The organism is Azospirillum sp. B2RO_4, from assembly GCF_051124815.1.
Taxonomy (GTDB): Bacteria; Pseudomonadota; Alphaproteobacteria; order Azospirillales; family Azospirillaceae; genus Azospirillum.
In genome coordinates, this window is the sequence record NZ_CP118485.1 from 140,716 (window position 1) to 160,327 (window position 19,612).

A 19,612-nucleotide genomic window follows, 5' to 3' on the forward strand; every position below is an offset into this window, starting at 1 on the left:
CATAAGAAACAAGGAGAACTGATAACAAAATGAGGAAATATACAATACACCACATTGAGAATACAGAGTTTACCAAGTTAGAATACTGAAATGATAATTTCTCATTGATCGATGCATAGGAGGTTCTCAGATATAAATAAGTAGCTATTGAAGATGATATCAGTATGGATACCATCATATAATAAACAATGTCAAAATTTTTCAGAAATGATTCTGCAATCTCTTCTATATTGAGTTTTGGATTGACATCCATCTTCGCAACCATGTGCGGGACGGTCATCATTATGGCAGACGCTGGAAGAAAAGCTGCTACAACCAATGATATGGGGATAATGTTGAATATCTTGAAATCGATATATAAATAAGAAAATTTGATTTGAAAAATACTTTCGAACAATATGCTATTTGAAGATATGCGGTTAAGCCCGATCCATAAAATGTCGCATGATAGTATTTTTAAAGGTGTATCGAAAAAAATTACTATTGCTGAAAAAATGAGTGATGCAGATAAGAATGAAGCAGAATGATTTTTAATAAAACTTCTGTAGATAAATACGCTTGAAGAATTTCTCATGATGTCATAGACATAAAATGTAACAGAAATGCACAATATTACATGCATTGTCCCAAATGAAAAATATGAAAATATGTAGGACATATCATCATATGATCTAAAGGAGACATGGCTAGAAAGCTCATTTATTGACAAGCCGTCAATAGATAATCCGGCGGAAACCGAAAAAATGATAGGAATCACGGCCGCAAGTGTGACCATGCCCCATCCGTAAGAAAATGGCTTATTAAGCATAATTCCTAGTTATCATCTAGAGAGTTAAAGAGAAAAATGTGCCAACGCACATTACCTTACGGTATGCTGCCAGAAATCTGATGTATCCTCAAGGGCTAACATCTGTTGATACTCTTCGCTCCTAGGTGTGTCTTTTTCGCCAAATGGACCGGCTTTCCGCCGCCTGCCGAACCCTTGGCACCTCCTGAAGTTTCCGTGGGTATCAGGAAAAACTCAGCCCACATCCCCCTTGCATCCCGCCGTCCCCGCGCGTATAAGCGCATCCTTCCACGGGCGGCGAGGCCGGGCCGTATGGCTCAGGGCATGCCCAACCGTCCGCTGGAAATTCCGCCTCATTTCCACCTAGGAAACGAAAATGCCCAAGCTGAAGACGAAGAGCGGCGCCAAGAAGCGCTTCAAGGTGACCGCCACGGGTAAGGTCCGCGCTCAGGCCGCCTACAAGCGCCACTGCCTGGAACAGAAGTCCCCGAACATGAAGCGCAACGCGCGCGGCATGATGACCCTGTGCGACTCCAACGCCCGCACGGTGCTGAAGAACTGGCTGCGCAACGCCTGATCTCGGCACATCGAAGAATTCGGAAGGACTGAACCATGGCTCGTGTTAAGCGCGGCGTCACGACGCACGCCCGTCACCGCAAGATCCTGAAGCTCGCCAAGGGCTACCGGGGTCGCAATTCCAAGAATTTCCGCATTGCGATCGAGAAGGTCGAAAAGGCGCTTCGTTACGCCTACCGCGACCGCCGCAATAAGAAGCGCGATTTCCGCGGCCTGTGGATCCAGCGCATCAACGCCGGCGTCCGTCAGTACGGCCTGACCTACTCGCGCTTCATCAACGGCATCAAGCTGGCCGGCATCGAGATCGACCGCAAGGTCCTGTCCGATCTGGCCGCGCGCGAGCCGGAGGCCTTTAAGACCCTGGTGGACAAGGCCCAGGCCGCGCTCGCCTCCAAGGCCGCCGCGTAACGCCTCGCGCTTCCCTGTCATAAGGGAACGCTTGCCGTCACGGCGTCAGTTGTAAGAGAAGGGAGCCGGGCCGCTGGGCCGGCTCCCTTTTTCTGTTTGCACCGATTTTTCCCCACGCTTGCCGGGAACCGCCATGCTCGACGCGCTGAAAGACGAACTTCTGTCGCAGGTCAACGCCGCCGCCGACCTTTCGGCGCTGGACGAGGTGCGGGTCTCCGCGCTCGGCAAGAAGGGGCGCATCACCGGCTTCATGAAGGAGCTGGGGAACCTCACCCCCGACGAGCGCAAGGAGCGCGGTCAGGCGCTGAACGCGCTGAAGGACGAGATCGCCGCCGCCATCGACGCGCGCAAGGCCGACCTCGCCGCCGCCCACCTGAAGGCGCGGCTGGAGGCCGAACGGGTCGACGTCACCCTGCCGGTGCGTCCGGAAACCGAAGGGCGCATCCATCCGATCAGCCAGACGATGGACGAGATGATCGCCATCTTCGCCGAGATGGGATTCTCGGTCGCCGAAGGGCCGGACATCGAGGACGATTTCCACAATTTCACCGCCCTGAACTTCCCGCCCGGCCACCCGGCGCGCGACATGCACGACACCTTCTATCTGCCCGACGCGGATGAGAAGAAGATGCTGCTGCGCACCCACACCAGCCCGGTGCAGGTCCGCACCATGCTGAACAACAAGCCGCCGATCCGCATCATCGCGCCGGGGCGCACCTACCGCTCCGACTACGACATGACCCACACCCCGATGTTCCACCAGATCGAGGGGCTGGTCATTGACGAGGCGACCAACATGGGGCACCTGAAGGGCTGCCTCGTGGAGTTCTGCCGCGCCTTCTTCGACGTGGACGACCTGCCGCTGCGCTTCCGCCCCAGCTTCTTCCCCTTCACCGAACCGTCGGCGGAGGTCGATATCGGCTGCTCGCGCAAGGGCGGCGAGCTGAAGCTGGGCAATTACGGCGACTGGCTGGAGATCCTCGGCTGCGGCATGGTCCACCCGAATGTGCTGGAAGCCTGCGGCATCGACAGCACCAAGTATCAGGGCTTCGCCTTCGGCATGGGGGTCGAGCGCGTCGCCATGCTGAAATACGGCATCCCCGACCTGCGCACCTTCTTCGACGCCGACCTGCGCTGGCTGAAGCATTACGGCTTCGCCTCCCTCGACATTCCCAACATCGCCCACGGCCTGACGCGCTGAGAGCAGTGTGAGACATTGAAGTGCCTGGGGGGCGCATTATGAGTGATGAGAGCAAAAAATCGTCAGCGGAATTGGAAGCGGAATTAAGAAAAGAGCTTTGGGAGGCAAAAAGATTTTTTCTCGAGGATTATGCAAAATCGATGAGAGAGAAGGAATCTTCCAGAAGCTTATTCTGGCAAAATTCCTTTAAGACGACATTCATCATGAATGGCGCGGGAGTTGTTTCCCTTCTGACATTTTCTGCATCTCTGATCAAAGATCACTCGGTAAACGTTTCGGTTATTTCTCACTCGCTGACTTTGTCGATGCAGCTCTTTTGTTGGGGCTGCGTCATAGTGGCTCTGGCTACCTTTTTCGCATGGATTTCTCACCAGACATCGACGGAGCGGTACAAAAATTTAATGGAAAAGGCGCTTAGAGCAAAAGATTTTTCTGAGATAGAAAAAATACATACGGAGTATTGTAAGGGCTTGGATGACGGAGTTAGTAATCGGTCTGGGATTATTATGATGGTCACTTTGATTTTTCAGTTCGTTCCGATTTTGTTGTTTGGATTTGGAGCGTATTCCGCGACAGATGTGTTCGTGCTTCTTGGGAGCGTCAAGTAATGTGCGCATCGGGAGATCAATGATGAAGTTCACGCTGTCCTGGCTGAAGGACCATCTGGAGACCGACGCGTCGCTCGACCAGATCACGGAGAAGCTGACCGCCCTCGGGCTGGAGGTGGAAGGCGTCCATGACCGGTCGAAGGAACTGGCGCCCTTCCGCGTCGCCCATGTCGTCTCGGCCGAGAAGCACCCGGACGCCGACAAGCTGCGCGTGCTGATGGTCGATACCGGCGCCGGCATCCTGCAGGTGGTCTGCGGCGCCCCCAACGCGCGGGCCGGCATGAAGGGCGTCTTCGCGCCGGAGGGGACCTATGTCCCCGGTTCCGACATCACGCTGAAGAAGGGCGTCATCCGTGGCGTCGAGTCGAACGGCATGATGTGCTCCAAGCGCGAGCTGAAGCTGTCGGACGAGCATGAGGGCATCATCGAGCTGCCGGACGACGCCCCCGTCGGCGCCGGCTTCGCCGACTATGCCGGGCTGAACGATCCGGTCATCGACATCAACCTGACGCCCGACCGCGCCGACTGCGCCGGGGTACGCGGCATCGCCCGCGACCTTGCCGCCGCCGGCATGGGCACGCTGAAGCCGCTGACCGCCGGGCATCTCGACACCACCCCGGTCGCGGGGGCCTTCGCCAGCCCGGTCGGGGTGAGCATCGATGTGCCCGAGGCCTGCCCGCTGTTCGTTGGCCGCTTCATCCGCGGCGTGAAGAACGGCCCGTCGCCGAAGTGGCTGCAGGACAAGCTGGTGTCGATCGGCCTGCGCCCGATCTCGGCGCTGGTCGACATCACCAACTACCTGACCTTCGACGCCGCCCGTCCGCTGCACGTCTTCGACGCCGACACGGTCAAGGGCAACATCACCGTCCGCATGGGGCGCGAGGGTGAGACGCTGGCGGCGCTGAACGGCAAGGAATACGCGTTGGACGGCGCCATGACCGTGGTGGCCGACGACGAGCGGGCGGAGGCTCTGGCCGGCATCGTCGGCGGCGAGCCGACCGGCTGCACCGAGGCGACCGTCAACGTCTTCGTCGAGGCCGCGCTGTTCGATCCGGTGCGCACGGCGCAGACCGGCCGCCGGCTGGGCATCGATTCGGATGCGCGCTACCGCTTCGAGCGCGGCGTCGATCCGGCGGCGGTCTTCGCCGGCATGGAGCGCGCCACCCGCCTGATCCTGGAACTGTGCGGCGGCGAGCCGTCGGAACTGGTGGTCGCCGGGGCGGAACCGGAGTGGAAGCGCAGCCTGACCCTGCGTGCCGGCCGGGTCGCGGCGCTGGGCGGCGTCGATCTGCCGCGCGACCGTCAAGTGCAGATCCTGATGGATCTGGGCTTCACCATCGAGGGCGAGGACGAGGAGGGCCGGCTGCGCGTCGGCGTTCCGTCCTGGCGCGCCGATGTCCATGGCGAGGCCGATCTGGTCGAGGAGGTGCTGCGCGTCCACGGCTTCGACGCCATCCCGGCGACGCCGCTGCCGCGCGAGACGGTGCTGACCCGGCCGGCCCTGACGCTGAAGCAGCGCCGCGTCGCGCTGGCCAAGCGGACGCTGGCCGCCCGCGGCCTGTCGGAGGCGGTGACCTGGTCCTTCCTGTCCGGCACGGTCGCCGAACTGTTCGGCGGCGGCGAGGCCGGCCTGCGGCTGGTCAACCCGATCAGCAGCGACCTGGACGTCATGCGTCCGTCGATCCTGCCCAACCTGATCCAGGCCGCCGGCCGCAACGCCGACCGCGGCTATGCCGACGTGCGGCTGTTCGAAGTCGGCGCCGCCTTCCGCAGCCCGGCGCCGGACGGGCAGGATACGGTCGCGGCCGGCATCCGCGCCGGGGCGGCGGTGCCGCGCCATTGGGCGGAGAAGGCGCGCGGCGTCGACGTGTTCGACGCCAAGGCCGACGCACTGGCGGTTCTGGAGTCGGTCGGCGCCCCCGCCGGCAACCTGCAGGTCACCACCGACGCGCCGGGCTGGTACCATCCCGGCCGTTCCGGCGTGTTGCGACTCGGCCCCACCGTGATGGCCCGCTTCGGCGAGATCCATCCGTCGGTGCTGGAGACGCTGGGCGTCAAGGGTCCGGTCGTCGGCTTCGAGGTGATGCTGGACGCCGTGCCGCTGCCCAAGAAGAAGGGCGGCACCGCCAAGCCGATGGTCCAGCTCTCCGCCTTCCAGCCGGTGGAGCGCGATTTCGCCTTCGTCGTCGACCGCAAGGTGGAGGCCGACAAGATCCTCCGCGCCGTGAAGGGTGCCGACAAGGCGCTGGTCAAGGATGTCGCGGTGTTCGACGTCTATGAGGGGCCGGGCGTGGGTGAGGGGCGGAAGTCGGTCGCCGTGTCGGTCACTTACCAGCCGACAACCGCAACCTTGACCGATGAGGCGATCGAGGCTGTCGGCCAGAAAATCGTCGCGGCGGTGGTCAAGGCGACCGGCGGAAATCTTCGCGCCTGAGAAAATCGCCCGAAAGTAGAAATTCTTTGCATTCAGGAAGTGAGCCTCCGCTCGGCGGAGGCTCTTTTTTTTGTCCTCGCCGAAGGAGTCACGAAAGGGCCTTTTCAAACCGCCGATTGCCCAATCATATGATGAATCGCTGATTGAAGAGTCTCGAGTGCATTCGCTAAGGGAAAGTCCTGATGCTAATTGTCCCAATTCAGTGTTTGACGGCGGCGCAATATTTTGTGGGAAGATTGGACCTTGAGATTGTTTGCCTCAGGTGAGCCCATGATGCGTCCGATGTCACGGTTAGGCCACAGGCGGCGCTTGCATTGCCTTGGCATGTCCGATGTCCAATCTGGTGCAAGCGACGGAGCGGGAGAAATCAATGGCTGATCCTACAGACGGTCTGGCAACCAAACCGGAGTCCGTCAGGCCACTGATCCTGGTGATTGACGACGACCGCTCGATTGTCGAGGGGCTGGCGATCCTGTTGGACGGCTGGGGCTACGAGGTGGTGAAGGCGCTGAGCGCCGCGGCGCTGGAGGCCCAGCTCGGCGGTCTGGACCGGGCACCGAACCTGATCATCGCCGACCATTACCTGCCGGCCGGCCGTACCGGGCGGGAGGTGGTGGAGCGCGTCCGTGCCGAAACCGGGCAGCAGATCCCGGCGATCATCCTGACCGGCGACAGCACGCCCGAACGGCGCGACGAGGCCGAGCTTATGGGCTGCCAGCTGCTGCTGAAGCCGGTGCAGGTCGGGCCGCTGCGCGAGGCGGTCGAGGCGCTTTGCAGCCGGTAACGCTGCAGGAGTAGGGTTGCGGCAACTCGCCCGTCAGGCCGCCCGTCAGACCGCCGTGCCTGCCCCGGAACCGGGCCCGTCGATCTCCGGCAATACGGCGAGAAAGGCATCGACCACCGCCGGATCGAAGCGCAGGCCGGCCAGCCGGCGGATTTCCTCCACGGCTTGGGCACGGCCCAGGGCCGGACGATAGGGACGGTCGCGCGTCATCGCGTCATAGGCGTCGGCAACGGCGACGATGCGGGCGCACAGCGGGATCGCCGCCCCGGTGCGGCCGTCGGGATAGCCGGTGCCGTCCCAGTTCTCGTGATGCCAGCGCGCCACCGCCGCCCCCAGATGCAGATGAGTCGGGCCGTCGGCCAGATGGCTGGCCTGGTGCAGCAGGGCGGCGCCGGCCAGCGTGTGGGTCTGCATGGCGCTGCGTTCCGCCGGGTCGAGCGGGCCGGGCTTCGCCAGGATGTCCGGATCGACCGCGGCGTTGCCGATGTCGTGCAGGATGGCGGCAAGCCCGATGATCTCCAGCGTCGATTCGTCCAGCGACTCGGGGAACAGGCCGTCGGCATGCAGGCGTCGGGCGATCCGTTCGGTGATCGCGGCGATGCGCAGCGAGCGGCTGAAGCGCTCCCCTTCCGCCGCCTTCTCCGCTGCCGGGCCGTCCGTGCCCAGCGCGCCGCGGCCGCGTTCGGCCAGATCGGCCAGCGCTGCCAGCGTGCCCTGCTGGGCGCGGTAGAGCTGTTCGTAATGGTGCAGGTTGTCGAAACCGACGGAGATCTTGCCGCAGAACACCTCGATCAGCTTGCGGTCGAGGTCGGACAGCGGCCGGTTGGAGCGCAGATAGACCACCGTCTCGCGGTCGTTCGGGGTGCGGATGTAGAGCGTGCAATGGTCGCCGGCATAGCCATGCGCCTGTTTTTCCAGGCAGGCGGTCACCGCGTCCAGCACCGCCGGGTCGACATGGCCGGCGGCTGGTTCGTTGATGAGCGCCTCGAACCGCCCGGACCCGGCCAGCACATAGAGGCCGTCGGCGCTTGCCGACGGGGCGCACCCCGACGGCGTGCAGCCGGCCGCGCCGGCGCCGCCGCGCTGCACGCAGAGGATGGCGTCCGGCCCCACCCCCAGCAGGCCCGACAGCTGTGTCAGCACGCCCGCCGCGAACAGCTTCATCGAGCGGGCGCGGAACAGCGACGACGACGCCTCGATGATCTTCTCCAGCCCGCGGCGGTTGGCGTCGATGGTGACGATGTCCTCGTAGGAGCGCAGGGCCGCGACCGTGGTGGTGAACAGCTGCTGGGCGGTCAGCTGGGTCTTCGCCTTGTAGTCGTTGATGTCATAGTCGAGGATCACCGCCCGTTCCGGCGCCTGCCCCGGCTGGCCGGTGCGCAGGATGATGCGGACGTTGCGGTTGCGCAGCTCCTCGCGGATGTGGTGGACCAGCCGCAGGCCGGCGTCCTCCGTCTCCATCACCACGTCGAGCAGGATCAGGGCGATGTCGCTTTCCCGCGCCAGGATGCGCCGCGCCTCCGCCGCCGAATGGGCGGAGAGGAAGCGCGCCTTGCGGCCCTTGTAGGCGAAGTCGGACAGGACGAGCTTGGTGATCGCATGGACCTCCGGCTCGTCGTCGACGATCAGCATGGTCCATCGGCTGCCGGGCTGTTCCTCCGCACACCGCTCCCCGTCCGGGGCGGTCCCATCCGGAGCGCTGTCGTCGAGGAACACCAGATCCTCGTCACCGCTTTCCGGTGCCGGATCGGCTCGGGCCTCGTCCTCTGGTCCAGTCGGGTCGGCGTCGGTCATGGCTCTTCGATCGTGAAAGGGTCATGAGGAAGGGCGCGGCCGGCCCACGGGTGCAAGGCTATCAGAATGTATCCAGCTCGATCACCGTGCAATCGAGTCCGCGTTGCGCCAACGTGCCGCAGGCGGTGTCGACCTGCAGCCGGGTGAAGGGCGCCACCCCGACCTCGTACAGCAGGCGGCCCTTGCGGAACACCGGCCAGACCATCGGCGGCAGGTCGCGATAGGCGCTGCCCGGTCCGGCGGTGAACTCTCTCCAGGCGCGCAGACCCTCGGAATAGCTGACATATTCGCCCAGCTTGATGCCGTAGAGCATGCCCGGTTCCACCGGCGGCATGCCGGGCAGCGGATAGGGCGCCACCACCCCGACCAGCCCCTGCACCGGCGCCAGCGCGCGGGTGCCGGCGGGCAGGGCCAGAGTCGCCTCGCCGTTGGCGGCGCCGATCAGCGCCACCACGTCGCCCTGGCGCAGGGTGAAGGGGCGCCGCTTGCGGTTGCTCAGGATCTCGGTGGCGTGGATCGGGCCGGCGGCGACGACATAGCCCTCCGCCGGGGTCTGCGCCGCCTTGTCCCAGGCGGCGCGCGGTACGACGGCGGCGCTGCGGTGGGGCGGGGGAGCGTCGGCCGGCGGTTTGCCGGAGTCGGGCTTGGTGCCGGGCTTGTGCGCCCGCGGCCCTTCGCCGCCGATGGCCGGGCGGCCGGTGACCATCAGCGCCGGGTCCAGCGAATCGGCGGGAACATAGCCGATGGGCTGGCCGCCGATGGCGACCTCCGTCCAATAGGTGCCGCGCGGGGTGCCGAGCGCGTTCAGCGCCTTGCCCTGCTTCAGCGTCATGACGATGCGCGCGTCCTCGCTGGGGCCGATCCGCACCTCGATGTCGCGGTTCAGCACCACCTCGCCGGTCAGGGGCGCGCCGATGGCGACCGGGCTCTGCGCCCGCACCGGCGGGGTTGCCGCAACCGTGCCTGCACAGCCGAGGAGAATGGCGAGCACCGGCAGCAGCGGGCGGAACGGGGACGCGGCGGTCATTCGGCGGCTTCCTTCGCGGACGTCGGGGAAACCGGCTCCGGCTTTCGGCGGCCCAGCAGCTGACGGCCGACGAGGTCGTGGATGGCGTCGGCCAGCAGCCGCACCGGCTTGGGCGCCGTGCCGCGGGCGCGGTGCAGGGCGATGTCGACGTCCGGCAGGCCGGGAAACCCCTCGGCGGCGCCGATGCGGCGCAGGCTGGGCGGCACGGTGCAGGTTTCCATCGCCGTCACCCCCAGCCCGCCCATCACCGCGCCATGGACGGCGACGACGCTCTTGCTGGTGAAGGCGACGCGCCAGTCGCGGCCGATGCCGTCGAGCGCGGCGACCGCGAGGTCGCGCACGACGCAGCCCTTGGGGAACAGCGCCAGCGGCAGCGGGTCCAGGCTCTCCACCGGGCGATGCCCCGGCGGCGGAACGGGGTCGAGCGGCGGGGCGACCCAGGCCACCGGCTCCCGCCGCACCAGCTCGCCGCCGGCCTCGCCGGCATGGCGGGTGACGAGCGCGAGGTCGTAACGGCCCTTGTCGATCTCCGCCACCAGATCGGGGCTGTTGTCGCAGACGACCTCGACCATCACGTCGGGATAGGCGGCGTTGAAGCGGGCCAGGATTTCCGGCAGCAGCATGGTGGCGTAATCGTCGGGCGTGCCGATGCGGACGCTGGCCACCGTCGGGCTGCGGTGCATCAGCGCCAGCACCTCGTCGTTCAGGGTCAGCATGCGCCGCGCATAGGCCAGCAGCACCTCGCCGTCGCGGGTCATGCGCACGCCGTGGGTGTCGCGTTCGAACACGCGCTTGCCGACCGTGTCCTCCAGCCGACGCACCTGCTGGCTGACCGCCGCCTGGGTGCGGCCCAGCCTTTCGCCGGCACGGGTGAAGCTGGCGCTGTCGGCGACGGCGACGAAGGCGCGCAGCAGGTCGGTGTCGAGATTGGCGGGCATGGCGGGGAACCGGAAGTTGCCGCTTATTCAAGCAGAGCGCCCGGTCCTCCGCAATGGCCCCATCCGCACCAGCAGGGTCATTACGAATCGTGATGACGGCATAATGCCTATTCGTTTCCAAGGGAATGGCGGGCGCCCCATTGTCGGTCTCCGATCCATTTGGAGTGTCCGATCATGTCGCTGTTCGCCGCCTGGACCGGTGCGGTCCTTGGAGCCGCCCGGATGGAGTTGCCGGTCATGCCCGCGCCGGCGGTGCCGGAGCCCCGGCGCTTCCGTCTCGCCTACAACCCGGTGCCGGCCGCCGTTGCGGGCTTCGGCCGTCCGCTGGTGGCGGAGCCAGCGCCGGCATCGGTGCGGGACCGGCTGTGGCTTGAGAAATAGGCGGGCGGCAGCCTATCCTGCCGCCGATAAGAAAGCCGGGAGGAACGGGCGATGTCGCGGGTCTATGTGCTGTATACCGGGGGCACCATCGGGTGCGTGACCAATCCCGACGGGGCGCTGGCCCCGGTGCCGGGGGCGGAGTTCGAAAAGCTGGCGCTGGCGGTGCCCGGCCTTTCGGATCATCGGGTGCGGGATTACCCGGATCTGGGCTGGACCATGGACTGGTTCGACCGCACGCTCGACAGCTCCAACATGACCCCGGCGGACTGGGTCGCGATCGCCCGGCGGCTGCTGTCGGTCTATGACCAGTATGACGGTTTCGTCGTGCTGCACGGCACCGACAGCATGGCCTACAGCGCGTCGGCCCTGTCCTTCCTGCTGCCCGGCCTGTCGAAGCCGGTGGTGTTCAGCGGGTCGCAGGTGCCGCTGTCCTTCACGCTGAGCGACGCGCCGGCCAATCTGGTCGGCGCCATCGTGGTGGCGGGAACCCTGCCGGTGCCGGAGGTCTGCGTCTATTTCGACACCAAGCTGCTGCGCGGCAACCGGTCGTCGAAGGTCGACGCCAACCGCTTCGCCGGCTTCGATTCGCCGAATTTCCCGCCGCTCGCCACCGTCGGCAGCGTGGTCGCCCGCAACGAACCCCATTGGCTGCCGATGCCGGATGCCGCGGTTTCGCTGGCCGAGCCGGACAACCGGTCCAGGCGGCTGGCGGCGCTGGATGCCCTGCTGGCGGCGCTGGCGGGGTTCTCCGTCGTCATGCTGTGGCTCTATCCCGGCATCCGCGCCAGCACGGTGTCGGCGATGCTGACCGGCACCAGCCCGGCGGCGAAGGGGGCGGTGCTGCTGGCCTTCGGCGAGGGCAACGGCCCGACCGATCCGGACTTCCTCGACGCGCTGTCGGCGGCGGTGAAGGCCGGGGTCGTGCTGATGGACAACACCCAGGTGCAGCGCGGCGCCGTGCTGCCCGGCGCCTATGCAACCGGGTTGGGCGCCGTGGGTGCGGTCGGCGCCTATGACATGACGCCGGAAGCGAGCTACGCCAAGCTGGTCTGCCTGCTGGCCGGCGGTCTGGACGCCGCAGCGGTCAGGGCGGCGATGCCGGTGCCGCAGGCGGGCGAGCTGACGGTGATCGGGGATTGAGTTTCTGACCGGAGGCGGGGGGCGCCGGTTGGACCCTCCGCCTCCGGCAGGTTGTTACTGGCCCATGCCGGGCTGGTTCGGCGACATGGTGCTGCGGTTCATCGTGCCGTTGCCCATGGTGCCCTGATTCATCGAGCCCTGATTCATGGAACCTTGGTTCATCGAACCGCGGTTCATGGCCCCCCGGTTCATCGAATCGTTGTCCATGGTCCCATGGTTCATGGCGCCGGAGCCCATATTGCCCATGGAGCCACCCATCTGGCCGCCCATGGTTCCGTCGGTCGAGCTGCCGTAGCCGGTGTTGGCCTGATTGCTGTACTGGGCGAGCTGCTGCAGTTCGCGGGCGTCCTGCATGACGATGACCCGGTTGCCGCGCCGTTCGAAGGAGGCCGGCGGCAGCATGATGGTCTGGCCGGACTTGGCGAGCTTCAGCTCGACCATCGTCTGGCCCTGGGCATCGGTGGTGACGTTCTGGACGGTGCCGGCGACCGGCCCGCCATGGCGGTGGACCACCCGTTTACCGATCATGGCGCGGCTGGCCTGGACGTCGCGGGCGCCGCTGTCCATCGTGCCGTTGGTGGCGGCGCCCGACCGGTTGTAGCTGCCCTGGGACCCGCTCTGGGCATGGCCCGGCGCGGCGGCGGCCATCAGCATCAGGGCCGGAACCGCAGCGGCGAGAAACTTGCGCATGTCATCCTCCCGGAATTGAACCGAATGTGGGGAGACCGCTGCCGCCGGCGGCGGCATGTGATCCACCTTCGCAGGAGATGACACCTCAGCCGTAGGTTTGTTTCGCCGGTAAGCCGCTATTTCTCAGGTCTGTCATCAGATAGACAGTTCGGTCGCAGGGCTGAAACCACAGTTCGCTTTAAATGCGAACTAATTTCTGAGAGTCTCCTTCTCGCAGAATCGGCAGTCGCGAGGCTTCAGTCATGGCGTCCCTTTCCCCGGCTTATCGTCCCGGCGACATCATCATCGCCGATGGAACGGTGTCGCACTGCGCCATCGTGATCGGCGAGAAGGTCAGATACAGCAGCGGTGTGCGGACCGACTGGATGGTGCTCCATGCCACCGGCTTCGGCAGCGAACAGCCGCGCGACGGCATCAAGAAGTCCGACGTCATCAATATGGGGGCCGGGCGGCTGTTTCGCCCGCGCGCGATGAGCGACGCCCAAGCCCAGACGGTACAGGACACCGCGCTGAGGCTGCACAAGGCCTCCTCCTCCTACGGTACGGCCAGGGCGGTGTTCGCCTGGGCGGGAAGCACCGGCTTCGGCACCGGCGCCTTCGGGCGGCTGCAGAAATACAAGGAGCGGCTGTCGCACACCGAACATCAGGGGGCGGTGAAGAACGTCTTCTGTTCGGAATTCGTGATCCTCTGCTACCAGCTTGCCTTTCTCGACGAGGCGCAGAAGACGCGGCAGACCAATCCGCTGTTCATCAACCTCGACGCCAAGCACAGCTATCCCAAGCACCTCCGCCAGTATCTGCGGACCAACGCCACGGTCTGGGAGGAGGGCGATTTCCCGCCCTGAACGGCCCCTGCCGTCAAACAAAAAGGCGGGCTTGAGCCCGCCTTTCCGTATCCTTACTCGTCGCCCATCTTGAGCGCGGCGATGAAGGCGCTCTGCGGGATTTCGACCTGGCCGAACTGGCGCATGCGCTTCTTGCCTTCCTTCTGCTTGTCCAGCAGCTTGCGCTTGCGGCTGATGTCGCCGCCGTAGCACTTGGCGGTCACGTCCTTGCGCATGGCGCTGATGCTCTCGCGGGCGATGATCTTGCCGCCGATGGCGGCCTGCACGGCGATCTTGAACAGCTGGCGCGGGATCAGCTCCTTCAGGCGTTCGCAAAGCTGGCGGCCGCGGCGTTCGGACTGGCTGCGGTGGACGATCATCGACAGGGCGTCCACCGGCTCGGCATTCACCAGGATCGACAGCTTCACGAGGTCGCCTTCCTCATAGCTGTCCATCTGGTAGTCGAAGCTGGCATAGCCGCGGCTGATCGACTTCAGCCGGTCGTAGAAGTCGAACACCACCTCGTTCAGCGGCAGCCGGTAGACCAGCATGGCGCGGGCGCCGGCATAGGTCAGCTCGATCTGCTGGCCGCGCCGCTCGGTGCAAAGCTGCAGGACGCCGCCGAGATACTCGTCGGGCAGCATGATCGTCGCCTTGATCCACGGCTCGTCGATGTGGTCGATCCGCATCACGTCGGGCATGTCGGCCGGGTTGTGCAGGTCCCGCACCGTCCCGTCGGTCATCGTCAGCTTGTAGACCACCGACGGCGCGGTGGTGATGAGGTCGAGGTTGAACTCGCGCTCCAGCCGCTCCTGGATGATCTCCAGATGCAAGAGGCCGAGGAAGCCGCAGCGGAAGCCGAAGCCCAGCGCCGCCGACGTCTCCGCCTCGTAATGGAAGCTGGCGTCGTTCAGCTTCAGCTTGCCCAGGCTGTCGCGCAGCCGCTCGAAATCGGCGGCGTCGACCGGGAACAGGCCGCACCACACCACGGGGATGGACGGCTTGAAGCCGGACAGCGCTTCGGTCGCCGGCTTGCGCTCGTCGGTGATGGTGTCGCCGACCTTGGTCTGGGTGATGTCCTTGATCGCGGCGGTGATGAAGCCCATCTCGCCCGGCCGCAGCTCGCCGGTCAGCAGCGCCTTCGGGGTGAAGACGCCGACGCGGTCGACGTCGTGGGCGGAGCCGGCGGCCATGAAGCGCACCTTCTGCCCGACCTTCAGCACGCCGTCGACGATGCGGACCAGAATGACGACGCCGAGATAGGGGTCGTACCAGCTGTCGACCAGCAGCGCCTTCAGCGGCGCGTCGGCATCGCCCTTGGGCGGCGGCAGGCGCTTGACCACCGCCTCCAGCACCGCGCCGATGTTGAGGCCGGACTTTGCCGAGATCTCGACCGCGTCGGAGGCGTCGAGGCCGATCACGTCCTCGATCTGCTGCTTGATCCGCTCCGGCTCGGCGGCGGGCAGGTCGATCTTGTTGAGGACCGGGATGATCTCGTGGTTGTTGTCGATCGCCTGATAGACGTTTGCGAGCGTCTGCGCCTCGACCCCCTGGGAGGCATCGACCACCAGGATCGAGCCCTCGCAGGCGGCCAAGGACCGGCTGACCTCATAGGCGAAGTCGACGTGGCCGGGGGTGTCCATCAGGTTCAGCGTGTACTGCTTGCCGTCCTCGGCCTTGTAGAGCAGGCGGACGGTCTGGGCCTTGATGGTGATGCCGCGCTCGCGCTCGATGTCCATGCTGTCGAGCACCTGTTCGCGCATCTCGCGCGCGTCGAGGCCGCCGCACTGCTGGATCAACCGGTCGGCAAGCGTCGACTTGCCATGGTCGATGTGGGCGATGATCGAGAAATTGCGGATGTGCGAGAGGTCAGTCATCGGAAAGCGCGCGTCCCAAGGTTTCCCGCGGAACATAAGGCGGACGCTTGGCGCGCGCAACGGCGATGGGCTAGGGAAACGCCAGTCGACGATATGCAGACCTGTTGGAGAAGGGAGCCGTTGTCGCACGGGTCGATTTTCCCTGGTCGCAACTCCCTTGAACCGATATATATTAGAAAAATGTTTCCCAAGGGCATCGCTATGGATGCAATCATTGTTTCGTCTATCGCTTCAGTTGTTAGCGTGGTCGTTGGCTTCGGTGCCATGCTGCTGGTGTTGAAGCAAACAACCCTTAATGCCGAGCAGGTTAGAATAATGCGCGACGCTTATCTTGCCGACCACGAGCGTCGGAAGAAGCAGTCGACCATCGAGTATGTCAACAGCATCAGAGATAAGTATCGGCCAATTGTTGAGAGGCTTGAGGATAAATTTGGAAAAGATCTTGTCATCAATATGCCCGATATCGATCAGGAAGAGCGGCGTGATATAAAAGAACTTCTATCGATAATCGAGCACATGGCTGTTGGTGTCGAGACGGAGGTTTATGATATCGATATTATAGACAGAATGTCCGGATCATATTTTCTCCGAATCAGGCGCATACTTGATCCTTACATCAGTGATGCGCAGAAGCGGAACTCCAATAACTATATAGAATTCGATCAGATGTGCGACCGCATCCGCGCAAAACGAAAGCCTCTCAACAACAAAGGGAGGTTGGAACTGCCGGCGGAACGGAAGAGGGTGCCGGCATAACGCCCGGATAGGGCGTCAACCGCGCCCCCCAATCCCCCGATACAGCTCCATATATTCCTCCGCCGGGCCGTGCCAGCCGAAGTCTCGCGTCATGGCGCGGCGTTGCATCGCGTGCCAGCGCTCCGGCTTGCGGTAGACGCTCATCGCGCGGCGCAACGCCCACACCAACTCCTGCCCCGTGGCGTTGACGAACTGGAAGCCGGTGGCGCTGCCGTCGGCGCTGGCGGCCGGGTTGGCGTCGATCACCGTGTCGGCTAGGCCGCCGGTGCGGCGGACAAGCGGCAGGGTGCCGTATTTCAGGGCGTAGAGCTGGGTCAGGCCGCAGGGCTCGGAGCGCGAGGGCACCAGGAACAGGTCGGAACCGGCCTGGATGCGGTGGGACAGCGGCTCGTCATAGCCGACGCGGACGCCGATCGATTGCGGATGCCATTGGGCGAGCTGGCGGAAACCGGCCTCGCTGGAGGCGTCGCCGCTGCCGAGAACCACCAGCTGGCCGCCCCAGGACACCCATTGGCCGGCGGCCTCCAGCACGAGGTCCAGGCCCTTGTGCCAGGTCAGGCGGCTGACCACGGCGGCCAGCGGCGCGTCGGGGCGGCGGTCCAGGCCGAAGGCGGATTGCAGGTCGGCCTTGCAGGCGTCCTTGCCGCCCAGATCGTCGGGGGTGTAGCGGGCGGGCAGATGCGGGTCGGTCGCCGGGTCCCACACCGCGTAATCGACGCCGTTCAGGATGCCGGTCAGCACGTCGGAGCGGGTGGCGAGCAGGCCCTGCAGGCCGGTGCCGTGCTCCGCCGTCTGGATCTCGTTGGCGTAGGTCGGGCTGACCGTGGTCAGGCGGTCGGCGTAGAAGCAACCCGCCTTCAGGAAACTGATGTTGCCGTAATACTCGACGCCGTCGATGCGGAAGCTGGAGGAGGGCAGGCCGATGTCGCCCATCATCCAGGGGCCGAAGATGCCCTGATAGGCGATGTTGTGGATGGTCAGCACGGTGCCCGGCCGGAAGGGGCCGGCGAAGCGGTCGGGGCGCAGCGCCAGATAGGCGGGGATCAGCCCGGCCTGCCAGTCGTGGCCGTGCAGGATGTCGGGCCGCCACCAGGGATCGTAGGAGACCTCCGCCGCGAAGCCGGCGGCGACCCAGGCGAGCGCGGCGAATCGCAGGGCGTTGTCGGCCCAATCCTTGCCGTCCGGCCCGAGATAGGGGTTGCCGGGACGGTCGTACAGCGACGGCGCCTTCAGCGCATAGGCGAGGACGCCGTCGGCGGTGCGGCCGATGCACAGCTGGGCGCGGTCGCAGCCGGGCAGATCGGTGATCAGGTCGCCGACCTCGTGCAGGTTCTGCAGGCTGTTGAGAACGGCGGGGTAGCCCGGCAACAGCAGGCGGACATCGGCGCCGGCGGCGTTCAGGGCCGGCGGCAGGGCGGCGGACACGTCCGCCAGCCCCCCCGTCTTGACCATCGGGTAGCATTCGGACGTGACGTAGAGGACGCGCATCGGGAAGGCACTCGGATGAAAGGCGGGAGGGGCGGGGCTGGTGCTCACACTGCCGTCATCCCCGCGGAGGCGGGGATCCAGGCTGTTCCGAAGACTCGGATTCGGGATCGCTGGATTCCCGCCTTCGCGGGAATGACGGCTGAGGGGGTGAGGGGCCGGCTTCGGTCGGAGGAGGAGGAGGGTCCTACTCCTTCGGCAGCTTCTCGATCATCTCGCGGGTGATGAGGACGACGCCGCCTTCCGAGCGGTAGAAGCGCTTGGCGTCCAGTTCCGCATCCTCGCCGACGACGAGACCGTTGGGGATGCTGACGCCGCGGTCGATCACCACCTTCTTCAGGCGGCAATGGCGGCCGATGTCGCATTCCGGCAGGACCACCGCCTCGTGCAGCTCGCTGTAGGAGTTGACGCGGACCGAGCTGAACAGCAGCGACCGCCGCACGGTGGAACCGGAGATGATGCAGCCGCCCGACACCAGACTGTCGATCGCCGCGCCGCGGCGGTCGTTGTCGTCGAAGACGAACTTCGCCGGCGGAAGCTGTTCCTGATAGGTGAAGATCGGCCAGTCGCGGTTGTACATGTTCAACTGCGGCGTGACGTGGCAGAGGTCCAGGTTGGCTTCCCAATAGGCGTCGATGGTGCCGACGTCGCGCCAGTAGGGAGCGTCGTCCGGCGCGTCGATGATGGCGCTGTCGGCATAGTCGTGGGCGATGATCCGCGCCCCCGCCTTCACCAGATGCGGGATGATGTCCTTGCCGAAATCGCGGCTGGAGCCGGGGGTGGCGACGTCGCGCTCCAGCTGGTCGTAGAGGAACTGGGCGTTGAAGACGTAGATGCCCATGCTGGCCAGCGCCATGTCGGGGCGGCCGGGCATCGGCGGCGGGTCGGCCGGCTTCTCCACGAAGTCGATGATGCGGCGGTCATCGTCGATGTGCATCACGCCGAAGCCGCTCGCCTGTTCGCGCGGAACCGCGATGCAGGGGACGGTGACGTCGGCCTTGCGGTCGATGTGGTCGAGCAGCAGCGCGCCGTAATCCATCTTGTAGATGTGGTCGCCGGCCAGGATCAGGACATATTCCGGCTCGTGGTCGCGCAGGATGTCCAGGTTCTGGTACACGGCGTCGGCGGTGCCCTGATACCATTCCGTCTCGTTGAGACGCTGCTGCGCCGGCAGCAGGTCGCAGAACTCGTTCATCTCGCCGCGGAACACGTTCCAGCCGCGCTGGAGATGGCGCAGAAGGCTGTGCGACTTGTACTGCGTCAGCACGCCGATGCGGCGGAAACCGGAATTGACGCAGTTGGACAGCGCGAAGTCGATGATGCGGTACTTGCCGCCGAAATAGGTCGCCGGCTTCGCCCGGCGGTCGGTCAGCTGCTTCAGACGGCTTCCGCGTCCCCCGGCCAGCACCAGCGCCACCGCACGTCGCGGTGCAAGGCGCAGATCTCGCTTGTCGAGCATGGCCGTTACCCCCTTTGCCTTATTCTTGCGGCCGCGGGTGAGCGGCCAATCCAATTGGAGGCGTTGACGGTGCCACATCTCGCCGCCATGTCCAATAGGCCCGGCGTCGGGTTCGCCTCGGCTTACCCGCCGGATCTCCAACCCGCGGTCCTAGGAGGAAAGCGGTGGAGAATGCGGGGCAAGCCGAATGGACTGGATGGAAGGGGTAGGGGCCGCCCGATGCCGTGCCGGTGACCATCGCAGCGGCCAATTGCTGCCCAATTTTTCATCATCTGCCGGAATGACAGCCAGAATGCCCGATGAAATCGAGGCGTCCGGCCCTGCCGATCGCTCGAAAGCCCGAAAATTGCGGGAGAATGTGCCCTCCGGAACCTGCCTGTTTTCTGTGCAGACACCGGGTGCGACTCGTACGGGGCTGCCCGTTCGGGGGTCCGGCCGTGGGA

17 protein-coding genes are annotated in these 19,612 nt (G+C 64.8%); 10 read left to right on the forward strand and 7 right to left on the reverse strand.

The features are described from left to right. Positions 1 to 1,163 precede the first annotated feature (1,163 nt). The 6 genes from rpmI (at position 1,164) to PWS46_RS00580 (ending at position 6,798) form a co-directional block, all read left to right on the forward strand. Positions 1,164 to 1,364: a 50S ribosomal protein L35 gene (gene rpmI, locus PWS46_RS00555; protein ID WP_012975158.1), complete on the forward strand. Its 201-nt coding sequence runs from the start codon at positions 1,164 to 1,166 to the stop codon at positions 1,362 to 1,364. Positions 1,365 to 1,399: 35 nt separating this feature from the next. Beyond that, positions 1,400 to 1,771, forward strand: a complete 372-nt coding sequence (gene rplT / locus PWS46_RS00560; protein ID WP_012975157.1) for a 50S ribosomal protein L20 — start codon at positions 1,400 to 1,402, stop codon at positions 1,769 to 1,771. Positions 1,772 to 1,904: 133 nt separating this feature from the next. Beyond that, positions 1,905 to 2,972 (forward strand): phenylalanine--tRNA ligase subunit alpha, encoded by a 1,068-nt coding sequence (gene pheS / locus PWS46_RS00565; protein ID WP_434616652.1) that lies wholly within the window; start codon positions 1,905 to 1,907, stop codon positions 2,970 to 2,972. A 38-nt stretch (positions 2,973 to 3,010) separates the two neighbouring features. Next, positions 3,011 to 3,580, forward strand: coding sequence for a hypothetical protein (locus PWS46_RS00570; protein ID WP_434616655.1), 570 nt, complete (start codon positions 3,011 to 3,013; stop codon positions 3,578 to 3,580). 22 nt (positions 3,581 to 3,602) lie between these two features. Further along, entirely contained in the window at positions 3,603 to 6,014 is a 2,412-nt protein-coding gene (pheT, locus tag PWS46_RS00575) for a phenylalanine--tRNA ligase subunit beta (RefSeq protein WP_434620035.1), read from the forward strand. Between the two features lie 370 nt (positions 6,015 to 6,384). Next, positions 6,385 to 6,798: a response regulator gene (locus PWS46_RS00580; RefSeq protein ID WP_434616658.1), complete on the forward strand. Its 414-nt coding sequence runs from the start codon at positions 6,385 to 6,387 to the stop codon at positions 6,796 to 6,798. A 45-nt stretch (positions 6,799 to 6,843) separates the two neighbouring features. Here the strand turns inward: PWS46_RS00580 and PWS46_RS00585 are convergent, their stop codons facing one another. The 3 genes from PWS46_RS00585 to PWS46_RS00595 form a co-directional block, all read right to left on the reverse strand. Beyond that, positions 6,844 to 8,592, reverse strand: a complete 1,749-nt coding sequence (locus PWS46_RS00585) for a DUF3369 domain-containing protein (protein ID WP_434616661.1) — start codon at positions 8,590 to 8,592, stop codon at positions 6,844 to 6,846. A 61-nt stretch (positions 8,593 to 8,653) separates the two neighbouring features. Continuing rightward, complete coding sequence (locus tag PWS46_RS00590; RefSeq protein WP_434616663.1) at positions 8,654 to 9,619, reverse strand: SH3 domain-containing protein; 966 nt, start codon at positions 9,617 to 9,619, stop codon at positions 8,654 to 8,656. Continuing rightward, the gene (locus PWS46_RS00595) at positions 9,616 to 10,557 is read right to left on the reverse strand and encodes a LysR substrate-binding domain-containing protein (RefSeq protein WP_434616666.1); all 942 of its coding nucleotides are present in this window, start codon (positions 10,555 to 10,557) and stop codon (positions 9,616 to 9,618) included. Before PWS46_RS00595 ends, PWS46_RS00590 begins: the two co-directional genes overlap by 4 nt. 174 nt (positions 10,558 to 10,731) lie before the next feature. Between PWS46_RS00595 and PWS46_RS00600 the strand changes: the two genes are divergently transcribed. After that, positions 10,732 to 10,938 carry a hypothetical protein gene (locus PWS46_RS00600; protein WP_434616669.1) on the forward strand — a complete coding sequence of 69 codons (207 nt, stop codon included), beginning with the start codon at positions 10,732 to 10,734 and terminating at the stop codon, positions 10,936 to 10,938. A gap of 51 nt (positions 10,939 to 10,989) precedes the next feature. After that, positions 10,990 to 12,078 carry an asparaginase gene (locus PWS46_RS00605; RefSeq protein WP_434616672.1) on the forward strand — a complete coding sequence of 363 codons (1,089 nt, stop codon included), beginning with the start codon at positions 10,990 to 10,992 and terminating at the stop codon, positions 12,076 to 12,078. 54 nt (positions 12,079 to 12,132) lie between these two features. Here the strand turns inward: PWS46_RS00605 and PWS46_RS00610 are convergent, their stop codons facing one another. Beyond that, positions 12,133 to 12,768, reverse strand: a complete 636-nt coding sequence (locus PWS46_RS00610; protein WP_434616675.1) for a hypothetical protein — start codon at positions 12,766 to 12,768, stop codon at positions 12,133 to 12,135. 242 nt (positions 12,769 to 13,010) lie between these two features. Here PWS46_RS00610 and PWS46_RS00615 point away from each other — a divergent pair, with 242 nt between their 5' ends. Further along, entirely contained in the window at positions 13,011 to 13,613 is a 603-nt protein-coding gene (locus PWS46_RS00615) for a hypothetical protein (RefSeq protein ID WP_434616678.1), read from the forward strand. A 53-nt stretch (positions 13,614 to 13,666) separates the two neighbouring features. On the opposite strand, the gene lepA is transcribed toward PWS46_RS00615, so the two are convergent. Next, positions 13,667 to 15,469 (reverse strand): translation elongation factor 4, encoded by a 1,803-nt coding sequence (gene lepA, locus PWS46_RS00620; RefSeq protein WP_434616681.1) that lies wholly within the window; start codon positions 15,467 to 15,469, stop codon positions 13,667 to 13,669. 201 nt (positions 15,470 to 15,670) lie between these two features. Between lepA and PWS46_RS00625 the strand changes: the two genes are divergently transcribed. Next, complete coding sequence (locus PWS46_RS00625; RefSeq protein ID WP_434616684.1) at positions 15,671 to 16,225, forward strand: DUF4760 domain-containing protein; 555 nt, start codon at positions 15,671 to 15,673, stop codon at positions 16,223 to 16,225. Between the two features lie 15 nt (positions 16,226 to 16,240). On the opposite strand, the gene glgA is transcribed toward PWS46_RS00625, so the two are convergent. Continuing rightward, a complete protein-coding gene (glgA, locus tag PWS46_RS00630; protein WP_434616687.1) occupies positions 16,241 to 17,761 on the reverse strand; it encodes a glycogen synthase GlgA in 1,521 nt (506 codons plus the stop codon). A 136-nt stretch (positions 17,762 to 17,897) separates the two neighbouring features. Further along, a complete protein-coding gene (glgC, locus tag PWS46_RS00635; protein WP_434616690.1) occupies positions 17,898 to 19,169 on the reverse strand; it encodes a glucose-1-phosphate adenylyltransferase in 1,272 nt (423 codons plus the stop codon). Between the last annotated feature and the right edge of the window lie 443 nt (positions 19,170 to 19,612).